General features: G+C 57.5%; 17 protein-coding genes, 1 pseudogene and 1 riboswitch. Of the genes and pseudogenes, 5 read left to right on the top strand and 13 right to left on the bottom strand.

From position 1 onward, the window contains the following. Positions 1-3: 3 nt before the first annotated feature. Entirely contained in the window at positions 4-1,515 is a 1,512-nt protein-coding gene (locus tag MUN86_RS24660; protein ID WP_245126548.1) for a xylulokinase, read from the bottom strand. Between the two features lie 770 nt (positions 1,516-2,285). Here MUN86_RS24660 and MUN86_RS24655 point away from each other — a divergent pair. Together MUN86_RS24655 and MUN86_RS24650 are read left to right on the top strand one after the other, a co-directional pair. Beyond that, positions 2,286-3,104, top strand: a complete 819-nt coding sequence (locus tag MUN86_RS24655) for a rhamnogalacturonan acetylesterase (RefSeq protein WP_245126546.1) — start codon at positions 2,286-2,288, stop codon at positions 3,102-3,104. Positions 3,105-3,406: 302 nt separating this feature from the next. Next, positions 3,407-4,999, top strand: a complete 1,593-nt coding sequence (locus MUN86_RS24650) for a S41 family peptidase (protein ID WP_245126544.1) — start codon at positions 3,407-3,409, stop codon at positions 4,997-4,999. A gap of 146 nt (positions 5,000-5,145) precedes the next feature. On the opposite strand, the gene MUN86_RS24645 is transcribed toward MUN86_RS24650, so the two are convergent. After that, positions 5,146-5,991, bottom strand: a complete 846-nt coding sequence (locus MUN86_RS24645; protein ID WP_245126542.1) for an SDR family oxidoreductase — start codon at positions 5,989-5,991, stop codon at positions 5,146-5,148. Between the two features lie 79 nt (positions 5,992-6,070). On the opposite strand from MUN86_RS24645, the gene MUN86_RS24640 reads away from it, so the two are divergent. After that, positions 6,071-6,481 carry a winged helix-turn-helix transcriptional regulator gene (locus MUN86_RS24640; protein WP_245126540.1) on the top strand — a complete coding sequence of 137 codons (411 nt, stop codon included), beginning with the start codon at positions 6,071-6,073 and terminating at the stop codon, positions 6,479-6,481. A gap of 333 nt (positions 6,482-6,814) precedes the next feature. On the opposite strand, the pseudogene MUN86_RS24635 reads toward MUN86_RS24640, so the two are convergent. After that, positions 6,815-7,575 (bottom strand): annotated as a pseudogene (locus MUN86_RS24635) (SDR family NAD(P)-dependent oxidoreductase). 108 nt (positions 7,576-7,683) lie between these two features. Then, complete coding sequence (locus tag MUN86_RS24630; RefSeq protein WP_245126538.1) at positions 7,684-8,610, bottom strand: helix-turn-helix domain-containing protein; 927 nt, start codon at positions 8,608-8,610, stop codon at positions 7,684-7,686. 896 nt (positions 8,611-9,506) lie between these two features. Here MUN86_RS24630 and MUN86_RS24625 point away from each other — a divergent pair. Continuing rightward, a complete protein-coding gene (locus MUN86_RS24625; RefSeq protein ID WP_245126536.1) occupies positions 9,507-11,735 on the top strand; it encodes a bifunctional alpha,alpha-trehalose-phosphate synthase (UDP-forming)/trehalose-phosphatase in 2,229 nt (742 codons plus the stop codon). Positions 11,736-12,264: 529 nt separating this feature from the next. Here the strand turns inward: MUN86_RS24625 and MUN86_RS24620 are convergent. The 7 genes from MUN86_RS24620 to MUN86_RS24590 all read right to left on the bottom strand — a co-directional run bounded on the left by MUN86_RS24620 (position 12,265) and on the right by MUN86_RS24590 (position 19,854). Continuing rightward, positions 12,265-12,873 (bottom strand): cob(I)yrinic acid a,c-diamide adenosyltransferase, encoded by a 609-nt coding sequence (locus MUN86_RS24620; RefSeq protein WP_245126534.1) that lies wholly within the window; start codon positions 12,871-12,873, stop codon positions 12,265-12,267. Between the two features lie 23 nt (positions 12,874-12,896). Then, positions 12,897-13,400, bottom strand: coding sequence for a bifunctional adenosylcobinamide kinase/adenosylcobinamide-phosphate guanylyltransferase (locus MUN86_RS24615; RefSeq protein ID WP_245126532.1), 504 nt, complete (start codon positions 13,398-13,400; stop codon positions 12,897-12,899). Between the two features lie 4 nt (positions 13,401-13,404). After that, complete coding sequence (locus tag MUN86_RS24610) at positions 13,405-15,609, bottom strand: TonB-dependent receptor (RefSeq protein WP_245126530.1); 2,205 nt, start codon at positions 15,607-15,609, stop codon at positions 13,405-13,407. A 57-nt stretch (positions 15,610-15,666) separates the two neighbouring features. Further along, positions 15,667-16,704: an ABC transporter ATP-binding protein gene (locus MUN86_RS24605; protein ID WP_245126528.1), complete on the bottom strand. Its 1,038-nt coding sequence runs from the start codon at positions 16,702-16,704 to the stop codon at positions 15,667-15,669. A 3-nt stretch (positions 16,705-16,707) separates the two neighbouring features. After that, positions 16,708-17,796, bottom strand: coding sequence for a FecCD family ABC transporter permease (locus MUN86_RS24600; protein ID WP_245126526.1), 1,089 nt, complete (start codon positions 17,794-17,796; stop codon positions 16,708-16,710). A gap of 2 nt (positions 17,797-17,798) precedes the next feature. Continuing rightward, positions 17,799-18,947 (bottom strand): ABC transporter substrate-binding protein, encoded by a 1,149-nt coding sequence (locus MUN86_RS24595; RefSeq protein ID WP_245126525.1) that lies wholly within the window; start codon positions 18,945-18,947, stop codon positions 17,799-17,801. A 107-nt stretch (positions 18,948-19,054) separates the two neighbouring features. After that, a riboswitch (cobalamin riboswitch) is annotated at positions 19,055-19,258 on the bottom strand. Positions 19,259-19,278: 20 nt separating this feature from the next. Then, a complete protein-coding gene (locus MUN86_RS24590) occupies positions 19,279-19,854 on the bottom strand; it encodes an AAA family ATPase (protein ID WP_245126524.1) in 576 nt (191 codons plus the stop codon). Between the two features lie 960 nt (positions 19,855-20,814). Here MUN86_RS24590 and MUN86_RS24585 point away from each other — a divergent pair. Continuing rightward, positions 20,815-22,152, top strand: coding sequence for a cobyrinic acid a,c-diamide synthase CobB (locus MUN86_RS24585; protein WP_245126523.1), 1,338 nt, complete (start codon positions 20,815-20,817; stop codon positions 22,150-22,152). 8 nt (positions 22,153-22,160) lie between these two features. Here MUN86_RS24585 and cbiB read toward each other — a convergent pair whose 3' ends face one another. Together cbiB and MUN86_RS24575 are read right to left on the bottom strand one after the other, a co-directional pair. Then, positions 22,161-23,111, bottom strand: coding sequence for an adenosylcobinamide-phosphate synthase CbiB (cbiB, locus tag MUN86_RS24580; RefSeq protein ID WP_245126522.1), 951 nt, complete (start codon positions 23,109-23,111; stop codon positions 22,161-22,163). After that, the gene (locus tag MUN86_RS24575) at positions 23,087-24,118 is read right to left on the bottom strand and encodes an aminotransferase class I/II-fold pyridoxal phosphate-dependent enzyme (protein ID WP_245126521.1); all 1,032 of its coding nucleotides are present in this window, start codon (positions 24,116-24,118) and stop codon (positions 23,087-23,089) included. The genes cbiB and MUN86_RS24575 overlap by 25 nt, the downstream gene beginning before the upstream one ends. Between the last annotated feature and the right edge of the window lies 1 nt (position 24,119).

Genomic DNA, 24,119 nt, shown 5'->3' with positions numbered 1-24,119 from the left:
CGGCTAAGCTTGGCTAGGCGCTGGCTCCGGGGTAGGGTGCAGGTACGAAAGCAGGGCCGTTTTCCAGCGCTGATATGTCTGCTCGTAGGCGGCTGCTTCGGCGTTGGGCTCCAGTAACTGCAGGCGCTGCATGTGGCGGAACGCGTCGTCGGGGGTAGCGTACTGGCCCGCCCCGATGCCCGCCCCAAGAGCCGCGCCCACGCTGCCATCGGTTTGGTAAAGCTCCACGGCAAGCCCAGTGACGTTGACGAAAACCTGGGCGAACAGCTCGCTCAGGAACATGTTGGTTTTGCCGGCCTTGACGACCGTGGGATGCAGTCCGTTTTCGCGCATGATGTCGAGCCCATAGCGGAACGCGAAAGCCACGCCTTCCTGCACCGCCCGCAACAGGTGGGCGGGGGTGTGCACATTCAAATCCAGGTTCAGGAAGTGCGCACCTACCGGTTCGTTGGCTAGCATGCGCTCCACCCCGTTGCCGAACGGCAAACACAGCAGCCCCTCGGAGCCCGCCGGCACGCTGGCCGCGCGCTGATTCACCTCAGGGTAGCTTAGCTCGTGCCCAACGGTTTGCTTCACCCAGCGGTTCATGCTGCCGGCGCCGTTGATGCACAGCAACACGCCGAGCCGCGGCAACTCGGGCGCGTGGTTTACGTGCGCAAAAGCATTCACGCGCGACTGCGCATCCACAAACAGCTCGTCGGTAACGGCGTAAATTACCCCGCTGGTACCGGCTGTAGCGGCTACTTCGCCCGGGCGCAGCACGTTCAGCGACAAAGCGTTGTTGGGCTGATCGCCAGCTTTGTAGGTGACGGGTATGCCCGCGCGCAGCCCTAGCTCCTCGGCTATTACCTCCCGGAGGTGGCCATGATCGGCAAACACCGCGCGCACTGGTGGAATCAGTTCGCGTTCGAAACCGAAGAAGCGGAACACGTCTTCGGACAGCTCGTTTTCAGCAAAGTCCCAGAAGATGCCTTCTGACAAAGCTGAAATACTGGTTGTGGCTTCGCCGGTAAGTTGCAAAGCCAAAAAGTCGCCGGGCAGCAGCACTTGGTGGATACGCTGATACACCTCGGGCTCGTGTTCTTTCACCCAAGCCAGCTTGGCGGCCGTAAAGTTGCCGGGCGAATTGAGTAGGTGCGTCAAGCACTGCTCGGCCCCGATGGCCTGGAATGCCTGCTCGCCATAAGGCACGGCGCGGCTGTCGCACCAGATAATGGCGTCGCGCAACACATGATGCTGCTCGTCTATCAGTACCAAACCGTGCATTTGGTAGGCAATGCCGATGGCCCCTATTTCCTGCGGATTGTAGCGCTGAGTAGCATGGGCCAGCAAGATGGCCTGCTTGGCATCCTGCCACCACTGCAGGGGTTGTTGCTCGGCCCAGCCCGGCTGGCGGGTCAGGATCTCCCGTTCGGTTTCAGGGTAGCTTATGGCGGCCAAGCACTGTTGCGTTTCGGCGTCCACCACTGAAACTTTCACCGAAGAGGTACCAATATCAATTCCGAGAAGAAGCATGAGGCTTAGTTGTTAGAGGTTGACTGCCAGTTACCAGGTGCCTGTTAGCAGGGAAATTACGCGCACCTCGTATCACAAATAGTCTGTTGTTTCCTGAATGTTGGACCCAAGCATGCAGCGGGCCGCGAGGAGGCTACAGCGCAGGAGCAAGCAAGGGCAGGTAAGCAATTCTTGATGTGCGCTTAACAGGGTATGAGGGAAACTTAAAATTCGAGGAGCAAGATAAAATACTTTTAGCCATAAATCCAATTCGGAACCGGTACCGGAAACGTTTGAAATTTTATAATGAGTGGAATAAAAATTCGGTTTAGCTATTGAGGCTTACTTCAGAACCAAATGTGCGATATTCCCTGAAACGGAATTTTAGGGTTTTCAACTATTAAGGGTTAACGATGGAGATGGCGAGTAAGATGTTGTAAAACAATAATTTGCCGATATATACTGGAGTTTTAGTACAAATTGGTTGACTTCGTAGCTCAATAATCTAATATGGCCGACTTGCGTATTATTTGATATGATATTGTTTTCGGGAACGATACCGCAAGTTGTTTTCACAAACTCTTTGTGAAAGTGCGAATACCATTTATGTGACTTCTGGCTAGTCTAAAGCGCATTTTCTCATAGGGCGCGGTGTCCCTACCGTGCGTAATACAACCTCCGCTTGCCTAGCCCCTCAACTATCCTTCGTGCATCGTGGATGCTAGAAATGCCCTTTATTTAGCAAAAGAGCAGGGCTTTGCCTTGCTTAGTTTTCTTCCACTAGGATTCTTATGCTCAACAAAATTGCTTTTCTCAGCTTGCTGCTCGTTCTGCTGACGGCTTTCACGACGCCTGTCCCGCCCAAGAAGACTAAGCTCTACCTAATTGGTGACTCTACTATTGCCCAGAAAGTGCAGCAGGTATTTCCCGAAACCGGCTGGGGCATGCCACTGACCACATTTTTTGATACTGCCGCCGTAGTCATCGACAACCGCGCCCAAAACGGCCGTAGTACGCGCACTTATCTGGCCGACAATCGCTGGCAGCCCATCGTGAACGCACTGCAACCCCAGGATTATGTTTTCATTCAGTTCGGCCATAACGACGAGGCCGAAAATTACCCCGACCGCTACACCTCGCCTGCCGATTACCGCAAGAATTTAGTCAAGTTTGTAACCGAAACGCGCGCCAAAAAGGCCTATCCGGTGCTGATTACGCCTGTCACGCGCCGTAAATTCAACCGGCAAGGACAACAGCAAGAAACGCACGTCGCGTACTCGGCCGTGACAACCGAGGTAGCCAAAGCCTACCAAGTGCCGCTGATCGACCTCGATAAGATGAGCCGCGAGCTATTACAGCAGTTCGGCGAGGAAAACAGCAAGCTGCTTTTTCTGCAGCTCGCACCCGGCGACCATCCTAACTATCCTTACGGCAAGCAAGACAATACCCATTTCAGCGAGTTGGGCGCCCGCAAGATGGCGCAGTTAGTAGTGAGCCAGGTGGTGGCGCAGAAGCTGCCATTGCTTGCCGATCACTTAGCTAAGCCTACAGCCAAAAATGCTGTTGCGCCTGCCACCACCGGCAAAGACGAGCAGCCAACCAATCCATAATAGCTGTGATAAGCATTCTGTCGGCCAAGAGGCCCGCTGCGAACCTATTCGTGTCTCAGGTCAATGGCGTATAGCTGTTAGTTAAGCTACGCAAGACTTGCAGTAGGCAGTGGTCTGGCAATAACTTGATTTTTAGACAGCTCGCAGAGGGTGGTTGAGATTTTCTTTTGGTCAAGTAAAGTAGTCAGAAGTAGCAATCAGGAAAGTTTTTAATGGTTGTAACGCGGGGCTTTTTTGCTGGTACTCTCTGTACCGACGACGCGGAACACTTTCTAGTCTAGCCTCCGGTTTCGGTACGCGCTATGAGAAAGGTACCCGCCCTGTTCTTGCCGTTGCTTGCCCGCCATGGCTCTATTCCGCAACTACCTCAATCCTGGCAACCCAGTCATGCCCTCCGACGCGGTACAGATAGCCGAATTGTAGAACCAAGCAGTTACGGGCGGAGTCGGCTCGTTAAGGCTCCGTGGCTGATTTGCTTACAAATAAGCCTGCTGAGCGCCGCTCTACTGCTGGCTACGCCCACCGTGGCCCAGCCGACCGTCACTCCGCTAACCCCTGCCCAGTGGCGCCAAGATTTGCAAATGGCGTTGGATTCGTTTCCGCGCAAAGACCGCTCATTTAGTTCCGTGGCCTTGGCAGCTTATCGTACCAGGGTAAGCAACTTACGGGACTCGGTGGAGCAGTTAAGTGCACCCCAACTGATGATGGGTTTGGCCCGGGCCGTGGCCTTGAGCGGCAACGCCCACACTCGGTTGTATTTGCTGCGCAACCGCTCGGTGCTGCGGCGCTACCCGGTCCGGTTGTGGTGGTTCGCCGATGGGCTTTACATTGTGAAAGCTACCCCGGACTACGCGCACCTGCTGGGTGCCCGGGTGGAACGATTGGCAGGATACAAGCCCGCCGATGCACGCCGACTCGTGGCGCCCCTTTTCGCCGGCAACACGGGCTGGACCAACTATATGAGTACTTACACTCTCACCAGCCCCGAAGTGCTGCGGGGTTTAAACCTAATAGGCGCCGACGACTTGCTCGAACTTGAAGTAAAGGACCGCCGTGGACAATTGAGGCGCTTAACCGTGCCACCGCTGGCCTGGAACCCCGGTTCTTTCGTGACGGAAGCGTGGTGGGGGTTGGCGCCGCGGCACGCAGAACCCAGCGGGCCATGGGTTAGCGCCTTGGCTGCCGACTCCCTGCAGCAGCCCATCTACCTGCAATGGACAACCCGGCCCTACGGCCTGCAGTATTTGCCTGCCGAGCAGGCGCTCTACCTACAATACAACCGCGCGGGCGAGTGGGCTGGCCACGAGTCATTTGCTGATTTCGGGTGCCGGGTGCTGGCTGCAGTGCAAACTCGGAAGCCTAAGCGCATCATCATCGACTTGCGCTTCAACACTGGTGGTAATCTGCAGGTAGCTGGTCCCGTATTCGACAAGTTGATTGCGGCAGCTAAAGCGCAGAGTAGCAAGCTCTACGTGCTTTCCGGCCCGGCCACGTTCTCAGCCGGCTTATACCACTTGGCGCAGCTTCGGCTGGGAGGGGCCACCATCGTGGGTGAACCCGCTGGCGAAGGGCTCGATTACTGGAGCGAAGGAGGTAATATGGTATTGCCCAACTCCGGGCTGTCCATGCACTACGCCGACCGCTTTCACAGTTATTCTTCAACCCCGCACCCGCTTCAGCAGCCCTATTTGTATTTGGATCTAGATGTGCCAAGCCTAGCCCCAAACCTGCTGATTCGTTTGACAGCCAAAGAGTACTTTGCGGGCCACGACCCGCTACTAGCAGCCGCTCTACGGCACGAGGCAGGATCATCAACGAGTCGTAAAGCCACTCGGCCTGCTAAAGGAGCAGCCACGAGCAAGCTGCCTGACCCTAGCAAAGGCTCTAGGCATTAGCACCGCCATATGGCTAACGCCAGTTACCACTTGTTGATTAGCTCACCTATTTCCTTAATCATAATAAAGAAAAAAGCCCACTGCCCTACCTAAACGTTCGGGGTAGGGCGGTGGGTTTAGAAAGCGCTATTGCCGAATAGCAGAGCTTACTTCAGGGCGTCGGCAACGGCAGTTGATAGGGGCGTTGTTGGGCGGCCAATAAGCTGGGAGAGTTGGTGGCTATCATCGAACAAGGCGCCTGCGGCAGCGTTGGCATCCCAGCTGGCAATGCCGTGTGCAAAGCCTTCCGGAATACCGAAGCTGGCGAGAGCCGCGGCGTAGTCAGCAACCGGCAGGTTGCGGTAGGGGATATCCTTGCCAGTCTGGCGCGAGATTTCAGCCGCCAACTCAGTTAGGGTATACGACTCGTCGCCGGCTAGTTCGTAGGTTTTATTTTCGTGGCCTTGGCCGGTAAGCACGGCCACGGCCGCGTCGGCGAAATCAGCCCGGGTGGCCGAGGAAATTTTACCGTCTTTGGCGCTGCCAAGCAAGGCGCCGCCGGCCACGCTTCCGTGCACGGAGCCGGTGTAGTTTTCAGTGTACCAGCCGTTGCGCAACAAAGTGTAGACAACCCCTGAGGACTTCAAATCAGCTTCTGTCGCCCGGTGTTCTTCAGCCAAGCTCAGCGGCGAATTGTCGGCGTGCAGCACGCTGGTGTAAACGATGCGCTGGACGCCCGCCTTCTTGGCGGCCTCAATAACATTGCGGTGCTGCGTGATCCGCTGGCCTACTTCGCTCGACGAAATCAGCAGCAACGTGTCGACACCCGCCAGAGCGGCTTCCAACGTTGCGGGCTGGCTGTAATCGGCTTCCCGTGTTTCTACGCCCAAGTCGGCGGCTTTAGCAGGTGTGCGCACCAAGGCCACAATTTGGTCGGCAGGTGCTGTAGCTTTAAGTTTTTCGATGACGAGCCGGCCGAGTTGGCCCGTTGCGCCGGTGATGGCAATACGCATGTTGAAGTCAGTTAAATGATGGACGCAACAAAAGTATGTGCTATACTTACGCAAAGTAAGTACGTACAAAAAGGTAAGTATGAAAAAAGATAGTCTTGCTCTGACAGCAAAGGCAACCACGCTCACTGAAAAGCTACAGCGCGGCGACCTGCTGTCGGCTGGCTGCCCCTCGCGCACGGTGCTCAAGCACATAACCAGCCGCTGGGGAGTTTTAGCCCTGATGGTGTTGGATGGTGAAACCCGCCGCTTCAGTGAGTTGCGGCGCCTCATCGACGGCGTTAGCGAGCGGATGCTGGCCCAGACGCTGCAATGGCTAGAAGCCGACGGCTTGGTGAAGCGAGTCGCCTACGACGTGGTGCCGCCGCACGTCGAATACAGTCTGACGCCCCTAGGGCAGCAAGCGGCGCAGAAGGTGCGTGCCTTAGCGGATTGGGTGGAAATTAGCTTCCCTGATGTGCAGCAGCACTGGGATAAAAAATTGGTTGGTTAGGCTCAAATACCAGGCTACTCGAACTTGTTGATTCGTCCCTACCAACTAGCAAGCGCAGTCGCTAGCTGGTAGGGACGAATTGTTAGTTGGCGAAAAGAGCCTAAAGTTGCTGCCCAACTAAACTGTCGGTTGAGGTGGTAAGGCCCTGTGCCTTGCCGCCTGAAGATGGCGCTGAGCTGGTTCGTGAAACTAGATGACCAACGCTGACACCAACGGTGCATTCGCAGCCCGATACCACGTAAGTACGGCGGCAGGCGCTAACAGACATCGACCCACCGCAGGCCCAAACGCTAACCGAGCAAACCCTGACACCCAGTAGGCAACTGGGTTGTGTTACAGATGCATGCCGCCCGAAACCTCAAGGCGCTGGCCCGTGACCCAGCGGGCAACATCGGAACAGAGAAAGGCTATTACGCCCCCGATGTCGCTTGGTAGACCGGCCCGGCCCAGAGCTGTAAGCTCGGCAATGTGGGCATTGACCTGCGGGTTGTCGCGCACGATACCACCACTAAAATCGGTGGCAATGGCTCCGGGCGCTACTACATTAACCGTGATACCGCGCGGCCCTAGCTCCTGGGCCTGGTGCTTGGTTAAGACTTCAATGGCACCTTTCACGCTGGCGTAAGCCGCCCGGTTCGGGAAAGTGCTACGCGTAAGCCCGCTGGAAATATTCACGATGCGCCCTCCGTCTTGGAGCAAGGGCAAAGCTTTTTGGGTCAGGAAAAATACGCCTTTGAAGTGCACATTCAACATGTAATCGAACTGCGCTTCCGTGGTGTCGGCGAACGAGGCCGACAAGCCAGAGCCGGCGTTGTTGATTAGAAAATCGAAGCGGTTGGTGCCGAAGGTAGTTGCTAAAGTTGTGGCTACCTGCGCGTAAAAGGCGTCGAAATCGTGCAAGTTGGCGGTGTCGAGGGGAGGGCTACTGCCTGCCGGCCTAAGGCTTGTATTTCAGCAACGGTTGCCTGCGCCTCCGATCCTTTGCTTTGGTACGTGAATATTACGTTGATGCCCTGTTTGGCTAGAGCTAGGGCCGTGTCTTTGCCGATGCCGCGGCTGCCGCCGGTGAGCAGCGCTATTTTGGGAGTATTCATAACGGAGTTGAAGGGTTTTACTGATGTGCCAGCAAAGGTCCCCGCTCAACTGGCTCGGCAGTTGGGCCGAGCAATCCGGTTGTTGCTCGATTCAATCCAAGTGGTTACTTATAGCCGGAAAGCGGCCGGCGACAGCGCCGTATGCCGCTTAAAAAAGTGGGAGAAGTCCGCCACTTCCGCAAAGCCCAAGCTGTCAGAAATCTGGGCAATGGTCCAGGTAGGCAATAGCAGCAGGCGCTTGGCTTCTTCGGCGTAGCGCGTGGCAATCAACTCGGTGGTGGTGCGGCCCGTGTGCTGCTTCAAGGCTTTATTGAGGTGGTTGACGTGCACGGCCAAGCGGTCAGCGAAGTCTTTGGCCGAGCGCAGTTGCAACTGTTGGTGCGGTGTGGTCAGCGGAAACTGCCGCTCTAGCAGCTCGGTAAACAGCGAGGCTATTCGCGCCGCGGCTGTTAGTGCGGGTTGCCGGACGGGAAGGGGCTGCAGCTTTTGCCCAGAATAGATCAGCTCCAGCACGTAGGTGCGCAGCAAATCGTACTTGTAGAGGTAGGGCGAGGTTAGTTCCCGCGCCATCTTCTGGAAAATGGCGTCGAGCTCATCCCACTGCGCATCCGATACCTGAAACACGGGGTAGCCATTTGCTTGGAACAGGGGCAGCTCGTCGAGTACTACACCACTGTAGGTTGGCAGCAAAAACTCGCTGGTAAACACGCAGAAACGCCCGGCCTGCGCCGGGTCCTGCGGCCGCCAGTAGTAGGGCACCTTGGGCGTGGCAAAAAGCAAGGCATTTTGGTCGAGCTCAATGACTTTATTGGCGTATTCGGCCCGGCTCCGGCCCCGAATCAAACTGATTTTATAGTAGGCGCGTCGGTCATAGGGCATGGGCAATTCTGGGTAGTTGCGAAACTGTTCGGCAACGTCAAACAAATTGAAATGCCCGGTAACTCGCTCGCTGTCGGGCGGTAACAGCGTGTGCTGTTCAGTGCCTACTGCCGCTGCCAGGCGCTGGTAAAACTGCTCGAGCGAAGTGGCTTTCATGACGCTGTTGCTTTAGATGATGAGTTCTGTACGTTTTGAGTGTGCTTTAAGAGCCTATGCATCAGCGAAGTAAGGACAGGCAAAAGTAGATACGGCGTTGCGGACGAGTGCAAATGCTTTGTTGGGGGAAAGGAAAAGAAACCCACTTGCTTCTGCTTCTCTATGGAGTCGCGTTGCGAGTTGTTAAACTTTCTCGTTTCATGAAGCCCTTTCACTTCTAGTTTTTAAAGAAAGCCTCGGCTCTCTTGCGCGTGGCTTTCGCCTTACGGTTGGCACCGCAGTTTTAAACTCCTGCGCCCACATGCTGGTGCATATAAGTTGATTTCTGCGCTAAAGAGTCGGAGAAAGTTTGCTGAACATAGGCCACCTGCCAGAGCACAGTAAATTGTAAGCAAAGCTGCTCGCTGAATAATGCGCTGCTGAATCCACAAGGTATGCCGCCAGTAGAATCAGCAGTTTACGCAATGCTGATCTTCCTTTATGCGCCCCAGCTCTGTTAAGAGAAACACAACTTTGAAACCGAAAAACCCTGTTGCTGACCTCTAGCGGGCTACTGCCTTGTTCTGACCGTCCGTCGTGTGGCGTGGGCAACGACTTGGCCGCAAACAAAGCTAGCCGGCGGTTTTGGCGTGCCAGTCAACTCCCAGACTGGAAAGCGCTACAGCCGGTCAGCGCCCCGCTTTCGGGGAGAAGCAGTACGTTTGTATTGGAAGTAGGAAGCAAGTAAGTCACTTACTTGTGCAATTCAGAGGTACACTCTCGTAGATAACCAAGCGTCGAGTGAAGTGTAAAAGGCGGGCTCAACCCCGCTCAATGTTTTCTAGCGCAGGTCAATACGGCTATAGTGCTGTACCCTTTCCTTGCCGTTGGATGATTGTGCCACCTAACCCCACCGCATGGGTAAAACCATCATTGTATCGAACCGCCTCCCCCTGAAAGTGCAGCGCACCGACGCGGGTTTTCTTCTGCAGCCCCGAGAAGGAGGGCTGGCCATCGGCCTCGACCCGATGTACCGCTCCGGGGACTACCTGTGGGTAGGCTGGCCTGGCTTAACACCCGAAAACGAGGCCGAGCAGCAAGCAATAACTGCGCTGCTACAGGTTGAGGGCATGACGCCCGTGTTTCTTTCGGAAACCGAAGTCAGCTCCTACTACGAGGGTTTCAGCAACGGAACCCTGTGGCCCACATTCCATTACTTCGCTCAGTATTCTGCCTTCGACTACGAGCAATGGGCCGCCTACGTAGCCGTCAACGAGAAATTCTGCACTGCTATACTGACCATAGCCGGTCCCGACGACCGAATCTGGGTGCACGACTACGAGTTGATGCTGCTGCCCCAGCAACTGCGGCAAGTCCGCCCCCAGGCCACCATCGGCTTTTTTCTACACACACCGTTTCCTTCCTATGAACTGCTGCGGGTGCTACCTTGCCGCAAGGAGTTGCTGCTCGGTTTGCTCGGGGCCGACCTGATTGGCTTCCAGACCCTGGGTTATATGCGGCACTTTTTAAGTTCCGTTTCCCAATTGCTCGGTTTGCCCACCCATAACAGCCAGATCGAAACACCCTCCCGAACGATATGGGCGGAAGCGTTTCCCATGGGTATCGACTACAACCGCTGTGTTGCGGCTGCCGGGGCACCTGCCACGCAGATGTTTGCGCACACCTACCGCGAGGCCCTGCGGGAGGCACGCGTGGTTCTTTCCCTCGACCGGCTAGACTACACCAACGGTATTGCCGAGCGCTTAAATGCCTTCGAGAAGCTGTTGCAGCGCTATCCGCAGTGGCAGGGGCAAGTAAGTTTAGTGATGGTTGTGGTGCCCTCGCGCGAGCAGGTGGAACTGTATCGTAAGCTGAAAGAAGAAATCGATGAGCTGGTAGGCCGTCTCAACGCCCAATACCGCACCATCAACTGGCGCCCGGTGCACTACTTCTACCGCTCGCTGCCGTTCGAGGAAGTGGCGGCCTGGTACTCGCTGGCCGACATTGGATTGGTAACGCCCATCCGCGACGGCATGAATTTGGTAGCTAAGGAATACGTGGCTAGCCGCACCGACCAGCGCGGGGTGCTAATTTTAAGTGAGCGGGCCGGGGCCGCCCGCGAACTGGCCGATGCACTGCTCATTAACCCCACCGATACCAGCGAGCTAGCCGACGCCCTGCACGAGGCCCTGCTCATGCCCGAAACCGAACAGCGCCGGCGCATGGTGGCCATGCAAGCACTTGTCAAGCAGTACGATGCCTTTGCCTGGAGCCACCGGTTTTTAGCGCAGCTCACGGAAGTGAAAACCAAGCAACTGGGGTTGGCAACCGCCCCACTTGGGCCAGAAATCACGCAGGCCCTAGTAGAAGCTTACCGGCACGCCCGGCAGCGGCTGCTGCTGCTCGACTACGACGGCACGTTGGTGCCGTTCCGGGCTCACCCCGAGCGGGCCCAACCCGACGCCGAGCTGCTAGCTCTGTTGCAAGAGCTCAGCGAAAGCCCGGACACGCAAGTGGCACTAGTTAGTGGCCGCGACCGGCATACGCTCACCGAGTGGTTTGGGCACCTACCCCTCGGGTTGATTGCCGAGGAAGGCGCCTGGCTGCGCCCGCCCCATCAGGAGTGGATGCTGTTTCACGAACTGCGCGCCGACTGGAAGCAGGAGCTGCGGCCAGTGCTTGACTTGTATGTGGTCCGCGCGAGTGGGTCTTTTATCGAGGAAAAAGAGTTTTCCTTGGTGTGGCACTTTCGCCGGGTCGACCCCGACCTGGGCCGCCGCCGCGCCCGCGAACTAGTAAGCCACTTACTGTTTCTGGCCGCCAACTCCGACCTGCAGGTGCTGGAAGGCGATAAAATGGTGGAAATCCGCAACGCTGGCATTCACAAAGGTGCCGCCGCAGTTCGCTGGCTGAGTTTGTATCAACCCGATTTCGTATTGGCCCTCGGCGACGACCGCACCGACGAAGACATGTTCCGGGTGCTGCCACCCGACGCGTATACAGTTAAGGTCGGCGAGTCGGCCCGTTCGCAGGCCCGTTACCATGTTTCTAGCATCCGTGATGCCCTAACGCTGTTGCGTAGTTTGCGTGTGCCCGCCCCGGTTGCAACTTCCTCGGCCCCGAGCAAGCCCTTCCCGTACCTATAAGCGTTGTTCTAGCAAGGGCTCTGGTAAATTGTCTGGCTTGGGGAGCCCGCCGGTAACGTCTGCGGGCTGTTTAATTCACAGATTCTGCAGCTCCCAATGGCCATAAAGCCAGAAGGCCTATTTGGCATAACTTCACTTAAAAAAGGCTGCCAACCAATGCCAGGTTAGCCAAGCTCCCTCCCCCAGGCCGAGGAGCACGATAGTAGCAATCAAGCGGGCCGCATATTCATTCAATACGTCTCGATTCTCCTTGAAATAGCGCATGGGCGTAGTGCTTAACAGTATATGTGCTAGGTGAATTTCACTGCTAATAAAATATACAGCGCTGATTTAATGATGATTTCCGTTTCAATGCCCCCAATTAAGTGGTCCGAGCCGGCTAACAATCAGCACAGCAAAGACCAGGAAGCCAAGGAAACAAAAGCTCCACTAGGTTCATACCCAGCCCGATGTTTGGACTCTTGGCCGCGGGGCAGCCAAGAGTCCAAAGATCGGACGCTAGTAGTGGCAACTCGATTGTAAGGGGAAACTAGGCTGCCGGGTCTTCGGTTTTGGGGAGGTCTTCCGCCTTTTTAAAGCGCTTGTACAAAAACAGCTGCCACTTCTCTTCGGCCACGCCGGCCTTGTCCATTTCCGCGCGCGACAACGTGAAAAACAAGTCGGAGAGGCGGTTGATGTAGGCAGGAATAGCATCATCGACCGTATCCAAGCGCATCAAGGACACCAGCCGCCGCTCCCCTCTGCGCATTTGGGTGCGCACCACGTGGCAGAGGGCCGATATTTCGTTGCCGCCGGGTAGCAAGAAATAGTCGGAGGCCGTGGTCATCTGGCTTTCCAGTTCGTCGATCCAGGTTTCGCAGAACGCGGCGCCATCGGTAGGTAGGGGGTTGGTATTCACTTTCTTGGTATCGGAAGGCCGCGCCAAGTGCGACATCATGTCCATCATGTCTTTCTGAATCCGGTGCAGATTAAGCTGCCAGGCGTGTTCCGGACCGAGCTTTACGCGCAGCAATCCAATGGTGGAGTTCACTTCGTCGAGGGTGCCGAAGCACTCCACCCGCACGTCGTCTTTATCGACGCGCGAGCCACCGAACAAACCGGTGGTTCCCTTGTCGCCTTTTTTGGTGTAAATCTTCATGGGCTTAAGCTTAGTTAAGTTGATTATTTAAGGAAGAGAGGCAGGCCGGAAACCATGAAAACCGCCTTGTCGGCCCGCGTGGCAATGTACTGGTTCATCCAGCCTTGCAAGTCCGTGAACTTGCGCCCGGCTTCGGTCGGGGCGTGCAGTCCCATCCCGATTTCGTTGCTGATAACCAGCAGCGTGCAGTCTTGCTGGCACAGCAAATCAAACTCCTGCTGGGCCAGTGCCAGGGCTTGCTCGACTTGGTAGTCCGCGTCGGAAAAGAAGTTGGTAAGCCAGAGCGTCACGCAATCCAGCACCACGATACGGCCCGCCAAGTCGAGGCGACTGAGGTGTTTTTCTTCTTCCAGCGTAGTCCAGCGGGCGTCGCGGTCGGCCACGTGCCGGGCAATACGCTGGCGGTGGTCGTCGTCCCAGGCGCGAGAAGTGGCCAAATACACGGGTTTGGCACTAAGCTGCAAGGCCAGGTCCTGGGCGTAGCGGCTTTTGCCGGAGCGTTGCCCGCCGGAGATATAATAAAGCATCAACCTAGAAAGTCAAAGTGTAGCGGGCGGCAACGTTGCGGCCGGGTAGGTTGTAGCCGCGCTTTTCGTAGTAGTTTTCGTTGGTGAGGTTGTTGACGTACAACGTGAGGGCGTGGTGCTGGGCGTAGGTGCCCGTCACCGAGAAATCCAGGGTCATGTACTCGGGGTAAAGGATCTGGGGCGAGTTCACATCGGTGAAATCGGTGTCGCGACGACGGCCCACGTAGCGGCCGCTCAGGCGCGCGTTCAGGTTCTTGAAGTTGTCGTACGACACGCCAAAGTTGTGGCTGAAGCGGGCCACATTCTGAATACCGCGGCGAGTTTCGCTGCCGTCGGTGTTGTTGACCACGTCTTCGGCCTTCAGCATCCGGGTACCCCCCGCGTACACCCGCAGCGAGTGCGCATACTCCTGGGCGGCCCCGAAGTCATAGCCAACTTCCGCTTCCAGCCCGTGAATCTGGCTGTCGTTGGCGTTGAGGTAGGTGGTGCGCGAGCGTACCACGTAGCCTTCCGAGGTGGTTTCGCCGGTAGGGTTGGTGGTGCGGGTAGTGATGCGGTCCTTTACTCGGGTCGAAAAATACGTCAGGTCGCCGGTCAATCCCATTTCCGGCTTATCGAAGCGCAGGCCGGCGTCCCAGGTTACGCTGTTCTCGTTTTTCAGCGCCGGATTGCCCTGCGTAACTGAGGCTTGGTTGCTGGCATTGACGGTTTGCGAGTAGCCCGCTACGTTGTAAGCATCCGGCGTTACGTAGGCCCGCCCAATGGTACCGTGCACGCGTAGTGGCTCCAGCACTTGGTACTGCGCCCCCAAGCTCGGGCTGAAAAACGGGTTGGTTTCTTTGCCCGGCGTGAACGTGGTCAGCAGGGGCGTGCTTTTTACATCGTAGGTGATGAAGTCGTAGCGCGCGCCCGGCATTACAATCAGCTTTTCGTTGAGCAAGCTCAGTTGGCCCTGCACGTAAAGGCCGGTGGTGTTGAGTTCGTAGTTGGGGTTGAACGGAGCCAACTCGGCACTGGTGGCGCTGAAGCGATGCGAGCGGCTAACAGCTTCGTTGTGGTCCACGCCGACAGTTACTTGCTGCCCGCCGAGCTTAATTACGTCTTTCACCTGCACGCCTTTCCAGTAGTTTTTGCTTTGGAAAGAGCGATACGCGGGCGCGGTGGCCGGCAGCGTATTGTTGTTGTTGAACTCACCGGACCCATAGCCCCGTACTAGCAGCTGATGATGCGCATAGTCACCTACCGCGCTGATTTCCACGTTCTGCCGCTCGATGTCCTTGGTGGAAGGGCCCGCGTTGCCATAGAAAATGTCGTTGGGCGACTGCACGTTGCGGGCCACAAACCGCTCTACTCGGGCGTCTACGTGCCAGTGCTTGGTTACTTGGTAGCCCACGCGAAACGCGCCGGAATAGTAGTTGAGCTTAGTGAAGCTGCGCCGGCTACCGTCGCCGCGCTGGTCGTCGGTTTCTTCAGATCGGCCGTCGGTGAAGGTTTTAGTGGCACTCTTGGCGTCGAGCCAGTCGCGGAACACTCCTTGCTTGCCTAGCTTGTAGTCCTGAGCCCGGTCGAAGAGCCCGAACGAGAGGTCGAAATCCAGCTTTTCGGTAATGTTACCGCCGATGGCCCCGCCGGCCCGGAACGTTTCATAGCTGCCGTATTCGGTGTAAACCGAACTGCGCACCGGCCCGCGGGAGCGGCGCGTAATTACGTTCACCACGCCGCCCATGGCCTGCGAGCCGTAGAGCGCCGAAGCCGGACCCTTCAGCACTTCCACCCGCTCCACGCTGCCCAAATCAAGCGTGGACAAGTTGGAAGTACCCGCCGGCCGGCCATCGACGAGTAGCAACGCCCGCTGGTTCAACCCGCTGGTTTGGGGCCGAAACCCCCGGATACCCACCCCCGACAGCAGCCCCGGATACTGAATAATGTCCACCGACGCGTTCTTCTTCACCACGTCCGTGAAGTCTAGGGCCTGGGTTTGCTGAATATCCTGCCGGGAAATCACCTCGATCTGCTGGGGCACTTTACGGCGCTCCGTAGTCGAGCGCGTCGCCGTCACAACTACCTCGGTGAGACGTTGACGATTCAGCGAATCGGTTGCCGCCTGTGCCTGCGCCCGATGCCCAATACCCGTCAGTAATGCGGTGCCAAGCAACGGCATAAAACCGTAAGCAGATGTGGGATAGATAGGTAAAAAACTGTTCTTCATTGCTTTAGCAATAAGGGAGATAAGAGGAGGTGACCGGTCGCAGTAACCAAGTCAAAATCAAACCAGATGATTTTCAGGAAGAAGGGGGCGCAATGCCGCGAGCAGCGTTGCGATGGAGTGGTGCTGTTGCGCGGGCTGGCCGGGTAGCTCACAAAGCCAAGAATCAGCTTTGAGTATGCTCGGCGTGGTCACGCGCAAGGGAGCGGGGGCGGCAGAGGGTATGAAGCCCTCCCGCTCCAGGGCCCGGCGGGTCCAAAACGCGGCGGCGCCTTCGCCTAGCAACTGCACGGTGGGCCCGGCGGGCGCATGCAAGGCAAACGTGCCCGTGGTTGGGTCAAAGGCTAGCCCTTCCCGCGCAAACGCGGCCGCAAACGTGCCACTCAGCACTAAATCTTCGGGCGTGCCAGCGTGCAGCGTACCCGTGGCCGAGAGCAGCCACACCCGGTCGGCGGCCTGCAAAGCCAAATCCAGCTCGTGGGTGGACAGTAGAATAGCCTTGCCGGTTTGCCGGGCCAGGTTGTGCAGCAGACGCATCAGAGCTACGCGGTTAGGTAAGTCCAGGTGAGCAGTGGGCTCGTCGAGTAAAATCAGAGGCGTATCCTGGGCCAACGCACGGGCTAGCAGCACTTTCTGCCGCTCCCCGTCGCTGAGCTCACCTACCGGCCGGCCAGCAAAAGGAGTGGTATTGGTCGCCGCCAGTGCGGCTTGCACCTGCGCTTCGTCGTGGGCGGAAAGGCCCCCTAGCCAGCCCGTGTGCGGTTGGCGGCCCAAGCTCACCAATTCCTGCACGGTTAGGTTGCCGGCGTCTAGCCGGTCGGTGAGCACCACGCTCAGCTGGCGGGCCCGGGCTGGGGCGTTCAAGTCCTGCATAGCAGAGTTACCAAGCATGAGCCGGCCGCGCAGCGGGGGCTGCAAGCCGGCTAACGTGCGCAGCAAGGTCGATTTGCCTGCGCCGTTGGGACCAAGCAAACACACCAGCTCGCCCGGCCACAATGCCAAACGCAGGTTGTCAGTTACCGCGCGGGGAGTGTTGCGGGAAGAGAAATACCCTACTGCCAAATCTTCAGCGGAAAGCAGAGGCGCGGACACTGCCATAGATCAGGAAAACGACGAGCGAATATTCTGGCGACGAAGCACCACCCACAGCACCACCGGCGCCCCTAGCAGGGAGGTCACCACATTAAGTGGCAGGACGGTTTGGCTGCCTGGCAGCTGGGCCAGACAGTCGCAGCCCAGGGTGAGGGCGGCGCCCAGCAGGCAGGCACCGGGCAGGAGCACGCGGTGGTCGGCGGTGCGCAGCAACCCCCGGGTAAGGTGGGGCACAGCAATGCCTACGAAGCCGATGGGTCCGCAAAACGCCGTAATGGCCCCGGCCAGCAAACTGGTACTAAGGATGATGAGCGTGCGGGAACGGCCGACGACCAGCCCCATGCTGCGGGCGTAGTTTTCGCCGAGCAATAAGGCATTGAGGGGCTTGGCTGAGGCAAAAGCCAGGAGTAGCCCCGCGCCAACCACTGTAGTCAGCACCAGCAGATGGTTGCCTACTACTCCGCCCAGCGAACCAAACGTCCACATCAAATACTCCTGAATCTGCTCGGGGGCGCTGAAATACTGCCACAAACTGACGATGGCCCCCGTCACGCTGGCTACCATTAGCCCCACAATCAGCATGACCACGTTGTCACGCAGGCGGGCCGAAAGCACCAACACCAAGCTCATGACCAGCCCAGCCCCGGTAGTGGCGGCCAGCACCAAAGCCCAGCTACCGCCTACCCCCAGGGCTCGAATGGCAAAGCCACCCGCGACGCTGCCACTCGCCAGCATGACGGCCGCCACGCCTAGGCCCGCGCCCGCCGTCAAGCCCAGCGCCGAGGGGCCGGCTAGGGGGTTGCGAAACAGCGTTTGCATCTGCAAGCCGCTCACTGCCAAGCCGCTGCCTACTACCAGTGCAGTCAGTGCTTTAGGCAGGCGAATTTGTTGCACAATAAAATGCCAGGCTGGCGTATCGGTGGGGTTCCCTAGCAGAATGTCCACCACTGCAGGCAGGGGAATCCGCACCGGGCCTAGTCCAATGTCGAGCACGAAGCCTAGGGCCACCAAGCCGAGCAAGACCACCAACCAAACCCCGCGGCGGTAGGTTGCGGCCCGGGCGAGGCGGGTAGAGGGCGCCACCGATGTTTGCACCATACTCACTTCAGCTGCTGATAGTAGCGCAGCTGCCAGGTCGGCAGCAGCTCGGGGTGCAAAATCTTGATCAGATCGGCTAGCACTAGATCGGGCCGCACGGCTCCCGATTCCCAGTAATCGTTGGAGCCCTCGGCGTTGGTGCGGCGGTTGTTGTTGTAGACCATCCCGCGCTTGAACGGCGCAAAAGCAGTGTAGCGCGCATCCTGGGCCACTATTTCCGCTTTCGATTTCGTGGAGCCCGTATGCAGCCAGTAGTCGGCGGCGAGGGCCACCGGGGCCACGGTTTCAAACGATAAGGCCAGGCTGCCGCTCGGCGCTCTAGTTTTGTCCCAGGGGTAAGTGGTGCCAGCATCGCGCAGGAACTGAGCCATGTAGCTGTCTGCATCTGGTACGTGCCACACGTCCTTGAACGGCATACCCACCACCACAGTAGGCCGCTTAGCAACGTTGCGGGTACTGGCGGCCAGCCGCTGATAATCACGGACCACCTGGTTGAATTTCTGATTTACGAGGTCTTCTTTGTCGAGCAAGGCCGCCATCACCTTCACCCACTCTGCCCGACCTAAGGGTGTGGTTTCCACCCACTCCGAGTTAATTAGAACCGGGATGTTGGCCGCGGCCAGGGTTTGAAAGCGCGGCAAACTTTCGCCAGGCCAGCCGGTGACCATCACTAGGTCGGGGTGCTGGGCGACGAGCAGTTCGTTGTTGAGTTGTTTGCCCTGACCGACCTCCAACACCTTGCCCTCGGTTATGCGCTGGCGCACTTTCGGGGCCGAAACGTACTGAAAGCTGCCCAAACCCACCAGTATGTTACTGGCGCCCAGAAAATCGGCCAGTGCCACGTGCATCGACGACAACCCAACTAGGGTGCGGATGGGCAATTCTATCACCTGGGCCTCGGTAAAACCGGTTGGGCGGGCAGTGCCCCGGGGCAGCAGCAGGTAGCGGGTGGCCGTGGTTTTCTGCTCGAACGGGCTCAGGATAGTGAGCACCTTGTAATTGCCGACGTAGCTTAGGGTGAAGCCCTTAGCGTACTGCACACTAGTGCGGCTCCGCACAGGCGCTGCTGCTTTAGCGGCGGGTTTCGCAGTTACCTTCGGAGCTGGGCTTTGGCTGAAACCCGCCACGGGCCCAAGTGCAAGCAGTGCCACCAGCGCTACATTGCGCCAACACGAAAAAAGAAAAGAAACACCCCGGCGCGGCCAGGGGAAAGCGAGGTCTGGGGCATGGTACAACGAGCCTTTCTGCCGAAAGCTGTGACTGTATGTAGCAAGCGGCAGGTCTTCTGACTTCCCCCACCGGTCGAAGGCCTTCCCATCCCTAACGGAACAGTGGCGCGACGTATCGACCGGTTTTTGGCGGGGGTTACAGCAGCGGAGACTGTCCCGGATTCACACCGGATTCCCTTTTAAAGTTGGCCCGAAAATGTTTCGGACCAGCTACCCTTACTGGCGGCAAAGGTAAACGAAATTGCCAAAAAGCCTATTCCGCCCGCAAATCCCTCGATTTTTGAACCTGCCTCTGGTGGGTGGCCACCCATGATTGCACAAACTGCACCCGGTCCATCACCGGTACTAGTGGCAACTCAACGAGTTGGTAGCCTAAGCGCTGGTAGGTTTGGTATAGCGCCTGGTAGAGCTGCGCGGCCTCGGCGAAAGTTTGCCAGCGCTCGGCGTCGTTGACGTAGATGGCCGGCCAGGGAGGGGCCATGAGCACCGCAGGATGGTAGCGATATTGCGCGGCCGCGTTGTGGTAGATCTTGGGAACGGGAATGCCACCTACTTCCAAATAGGCAATGATGTCGGGAATGCCCCGGTCGAAGAAGGTGGCCCCGCCGCGCTGCCGGGCCTGCTCGTATTGGTCTACCATGCGGGTTAAGGCGAGCTCCGCGAAACCGGCCAAGTTTTGCCAGGGCACAAGGCCACTGCCCGCGGCTACCTGCTCCTGAATGAGAACCCGCGACGCTTCTTCCACGCCAGTGTAGCCCTGCTCTTGCAGGGCCGTTAGCAGCGTGGATTTGCCCGCGCCGGGTCCACCGGAAATAAGAAATTGAGCCATGAATTCTGAGCCGCTATTTTTTGAAAAGTATGCCGTGCGGAATTTGTTATAGGTCTGTTAATCAATATGTTGTAGCTATACTTTCCTGAAACTTGTTCAAGCTATTGGCTATTGAAAGCAGGCCCACAACGTAATTGAGGTCGTTGAGTGAGGGCTGCAAGCGGCTGGAAAACGGCTAGCTGACATGGCGAACAAGTATTCGGAGGTAGTTATCGAGAAGAGGATGCCAGCACTTTGAAGCGCTATAATTCAGACGGCGGTGCTGGAGTCGCAGGTGGCTAAGCAAAGGGGCGGGCGCCTCTAACGCCGGGACGAGCATCCTGGTTACCCAGAACGAGTGGCTAAGCGCGCCGTAGGGCTTTCAGCGGTGAGTTGAAAAGTTGGGAATTAACCTTGCATTATCGTTAAGCATTATCCTTGAAAAAGCAAATTCACTGAGCATCATAAAGCAGCCGCGCTGCACTGTTTGAAGTGGGCAGCTCGGGAGGCAGTGAGCCTAAACATACTCGCCTGCTGATTGTAGAACCTGCGACGCCCACCTATCTTACAAAAATTCTTTGCTCCAGATTTAAGCCAAATTCGCAATTGAATATTGGTATAATCAAGTGAAGAATAGAGTATTATAACAAACATGCATTAGCCTTTTTACCTCAACAACACGCGTGGAATCAAGCGTCAGTGGGTGCTACTCCCGACGGTAAAGCTATCAGTTTAATGCAGTGTCGGGACCACCTTGCGGATTGTTGTACCGGCTGTTGCAGCGGCTGGATAAGCAGTTAGCCCTAGGCCGTATTCTTGGATATGTTCAATTAATAATGGCTGCGGCTTAAGCCACGCAATTTCATGCACTTGACTAAGGACGGCCTCGAATTCAGCACGCTGGCCAAACTGTACTTTCCATCATACCCCATTAGCAAAGCAACTGGGAATGTTAATTATTCTCTTCACTAACCACTTTCCGTGTCCTTGTCTACTGCCGTTGCAAAGCCCCAATTTCTGATTGCCGCGCCGAGCAGTGGCAATGGCAAAACCACCCTCACGTTGGGGTTGCTGCGGGTGCTAGCCCGGCGTGGACTCGTGGTGCAGCCCTTCAAGTGCGGGCCCGACTATCTTGATACCCACCACCACACCCAGGCTGCCGGCCGACCCAGCGTTAATCTGGATTTGTTTATGGCCTCGGCCGCGCACGCGCAAGCCACTTACGCCGATTACTTAACTCCCGCTGATGTAGCCTTGGTTGAAGGCGTGATGGGCCTCTTCGACGGGGCCGACCGCATGCAAGGCAGCGCGGCCGCCGTGGCCGAATTGCTGGGCATTCCGGTGATTTTGGTGGTCAACGCCAAAGCCATGGCCTACTCGGTGGCGCCGCTGCTGTTTGGGTTCAAGAATTTTTACCCAGGCATCCGGCTAGTAGGTGCCATTTTCAACTTCGTAAATACTGCCTCGCACTACCACTTTCTGCGCGAAGCCTGTGAGGATGTAGGCGTAATGGCCCTCGGCTATTTGCCCAATAACCTGGCTTTTACTGTTCCCTCGCGCCACTTAGGCTTATCCATCGACACCAACCTTCAATACGAAACCATTTTGGAGACCTTGGCGGACACGCTGCCCGCCACCGTGGACGTGGATCAGTTGCTGGCCGTTGCCAGTACGCCTGCGCCGGTGCCAGGGCCGGTTTTGCCCGCAGTAGTAAGGCAAGAACACCGACGTATTGCTGTGGCCCGCGACGCAGCTTTTACTTTCACTTACCACCAAAACCTACTGGCTTTCAGTGGATTTGGTGAAGTTACTTATTTCAGTCCCTTAACTGACGCGCAGCTGCCGGCCGGCACCGATTTTCTGTATTTGCCCGGCGGTTATCCCGAGCTGTTTGCCGAAACCTTGAGCGCCAACCAGAGCATGCGCGCTAGCGTGGCGGCGTACTGCGCCGCGGGCGGCGTAACTTATGCGGAATGCGGCGGACTGATGTACCTAGGACGCGCCATCGTCACTGCCCAGAGGGAGTCGTTTGCTATGGCAGGTGTACTCCCGGGTACCACTTCTATGGCAAACGCCAAACTGACGTTGGGCTACCGCGCCCTGGAATGGGAGGACGTACAGATCAAAGGCCACGAATTTCACTACTCCCAACTCGAAGACCAAGGCCTTATGGCCGCGCCAGTGGAGATTACCAACGCCAAAGGCGTAGCGGTGCCGGTCCAGGTGTACCGGCATGGCAATGTGTGGGCGTCCTACGTGCACCTGTACTGGGGTGAAGATGCTGCCTTCATAACCAAACTGTTGGCTTCAAGCCAGTAAGCTCAAGCTTAGCGGCGGTTATACTGCCACCAAAACATTCCCAAAATGCCCGCCACCACGACGGCGCACACGCTGTGGTTGAGGCGAGCAACGCGGTTGATTTCAGCGGGAGCAAGGGAGCGGGGGTTGTTACCGATGTAGGGTTTGGGCACAAGCTGTCCGTGGTAATAATTGGGGCCACCGAAGCGGCAATCGAGCACCCCGGCCAGCGCCGCTTCCGGATAGCCAGCGTTGGGACTCTTGTGCTGGTGCCCATACTTGAAAATAAAGCGCCAACCCCGCTTGCTTCCGCTTAAAGCGGCTAGCAAACCGGCCGTGAGGCGGGCGGGCACTAAATTGACTGCATCGTCGAGGCGAGCGGCGAACTTGCCGAACAACTCGTAGCGCGGGTTACGGTAGCCCACCATCGAGTCGAGGGTGTTTACCATCTTGTAGGCCATCAGGCCTGGTACGCCCGCCAGCGCGTAGTAGAACAAGGGCGCTACTACCCCGTCGCTTAGGTTTTCAGCCAAACTTTCCAGCACCGCGGTGCGGATTTGTTGAGCGTCGAGCTGGGCGGTGTCGCGGCCCACAATACGGGCTAGCTGGCGGCGGCCGGCTTCCAGTCCTTCCCGCTCCAGCACGTCGAACACGGCCCGGCCCTCGCGTACTAAACCGGTATTGGCCAGCCCGTAAAAAACCCAGGCGCTGTTAATAGCAATGCTTAACGCGGGCGGTGCTTGCTCCCAAACCTTGTCGAGCAGTTTAAACAAAACGAATGTGCCGCCCACCAAGCCAATGGTGAGCCCGGCTCCTTTCACGAAACGCTGCGAGTCGTGGTTGAGCTGCTGCTCCCCAGCAGCAATGAGTTGGCCGTAGGTGCGCACCGGATGGGGCCAATTCTCAGGGTCGGCCAGCAGTCGGTCCAGCAAGTAGCCGGATGCCAGTGGAACGGCTAGGCGAAGGAAGCGGTACTCCATTCTTGCAGGGCGTTTACGAGGAGTTGATTGTCGGCAGGGCTGCGGGTGCCAATGCGAAAGTGAGCCGGGGTCAGCCCCCGGAAGTTGGCAGCATCCCGAATGAGCAGGCCGTGGTGGGATAACAGCCAGCGCTTCAGCTCGGCCGCCATGCCGTGCCGCGTGGCGCCCAGGAAGTAGTGGGTGTGACTCGGTGAGATGATGAGGCCGGGGTTTAGACTCAGCTGACCGCTCAGCATGGCTTTGTCGGCCAGCAGCTGAGGAAGGGGCAACTGCACTTGTTCGTAGTTTTCAAACAAGAAGCGCCCGGCCGCCACGGCTAGCGCATTCACTGCCCAAGGCGCCTTGTGTTGGGTGAGCTTGGTGATGAGGGCAGTGGAAGCCAGTACGTAGCCAAGCCGTAAACCTGGAATTGCATACGCCTTGGTCAATGAGCGCATAATCAACAGGTTATCGAATTGGCTTAGTAAAGGAACAGCCGTCGCGACACTGGTCGTAAATTCAATAAACGCCTCATCGAGCACGAGCACCGTGCGCGGATTACCGGCTAGTAAGGCTGCCAATACCTCCAACTCCAACACGCTGCCGGATGGGTTGTTGGGGTTGCAAACAAACAGCAGCTCGCTGGTTAGCGGAGTATCAGGCTGCAACTCTTCCCAAGCCAGAAACTGCAACCGGTGGCCGTGTTGGCGGCAGGCATCTTCGTATTCAGCGAAGGCCGGCGAGAGCACCGTGCTACGGCCGCCGGCCCAGGTTTGCGCCACCAGGTAGATGCTTTCGGTGGTGCCGCTACTTACCAGCACTTGCGTGGGCGCGAGGTCGTGGTGGGCGGCTATTTGGGTGGCCAGACTTTCGGCCAACACCTCGGGGTAGCGGTTCACGGTGGGCCACTGGCGGAAAACGTACTCTTTCAAGCCGGCCGGCTCGCACCCGTACCAGACGTTGGTGCTGAAATCCGCTACGATAGAGTGGGAGTGGCGGTAGCCGTCGTCGCCATGGCCGTGCAGCATA

It is taken from the genome of Hymenobacter volaticus, assembly GCF_022921055.1.
GTDB lineage: Bacteria > Bacteroidota > Bacteroidia > Cytophagales > Hymenobacteraceae > Hymenobacter > Hymenobacter volaticus.
Note: the sequence above shows the minus strand (reverse complement) of the source record. Positions and strands in the feature narration are given on the sequence as shown.

What these genes read in the sequence shown, in the direction of transcription:
- MUN86_RS24640 (WP_245126540.1), top strand. Translation starts at nt 6,071, where the DNA reads ATGAAAAAAGATAGTCTTGCTCTGACAGCAAAGGCAACCACGCTCACT.
- MUN86_RS24600 (WP_245126526.1), bottom strand. Translation starts at nt 17,796, where the DNA reads ATGGTGCAAACATCGGTGGCGCCCTCTACCCGCCTCGCCCGGGCCGCA.
- MUN86_RS24590 (WP_245126524.1), bottom strand. Translation starts at nt 19,854, where the DNA reads ATGGCTCAATTTCTTATTTCCGGTGGACCCGGCGCGGGCAAATCCACG.
- MUN86_RS24620 (WP_245126534.1), bottom strand. Translation starts at nt 12,873, where the DNA reads ATGAAGATTTACACCAAAAAAGGCGACAAGGGAACCACCGGTTTGTTC.
- MUN86_RS24645 (WP_245126542.1), bottom strand. Translation starts at nt 5,991, where the DNA reads ATGCGTATTGCCATCACCGGCGCAACGGGCCAACTCGGCCGGCTCGTC.
- MUN86_RS24575 (WP_245126521.1), bottom strand. Translation starts at nt 24,118, where the DNA reads ATGCTGCACGGCCATGGCGACGACGGCTACCGCCACTCCCACTCTATC.
- MUN86_RS24655 (WP_245126546.1), top strand. Translation starts at nt 2,286, where the DNA reads ATGCTCAACAAAATTGCTTTTCTCAGCTTGCTGCTCGTTCTGCTGACG.
- MUN86_RS24630 (WP_245126538.1), bottom strand. Translation starts at nt 8,610, where the DNA reads ATGAAAGCCACTTCGCTCGAGCAGTTTTACCAGCGCCTGGCAGCGGCA.
- MUN86_RS24615 (WP_245126532.1), bottom strand. Translation starts at nt 13,400, where the DNA reads ATGCTTTATTATATCTCCGGCGGGCAACGCTCCGGCAAAAGCCGCTAC.
- MUN86_RS24605 (WP_245126528.1), bottom strand. Translation starts at nt 16,704, where the DNA reads ATGGCAGTGTCCGCGCCTCTGCTTTCCGCTGAAGATTTGGCAGTAGGG.
- cbiB (WP_245126522.1), bottom strand. Translation starts at nt 23,111, where the DNA reads ATGGAGTACCGCTTCCTTCGCCTAGCCGTTCCACTGGCATCCGGCTAC.
- MUN86_RS24660 (WP_245126548.1), bottom strand. Translation starts at nt 1,515, where the DNA reads ATGCTTCTTCTCGGAATTGATATTGGTACCTCTTCGGTGAAAGTTTCA.
- MUN86_RS24625 (WP_245126536.1), top strand. Translation starts at nt 9,507, where the DNA reads ATGGGTAAAACCATCATTGTATCGAACCGCCTCCCCCTGAAAGTGCAG.
- MUN86_RS24610 (WP_245126530.1), bottom strand. Translation starts at nt 15,609, where the DNA reads ATGAAGAACAGTTTTTTACCTATCTATCCCACATCTGCTTACGGTTTT.
- MUN86_RS24650 (WP_245126544.1), top strand. Translation starts at nt 3,407, where the DNA reads ATGAGAAAGGTACCCGCCCTGTTCTTGCCGTTGCTTGCCCGCCATGGC.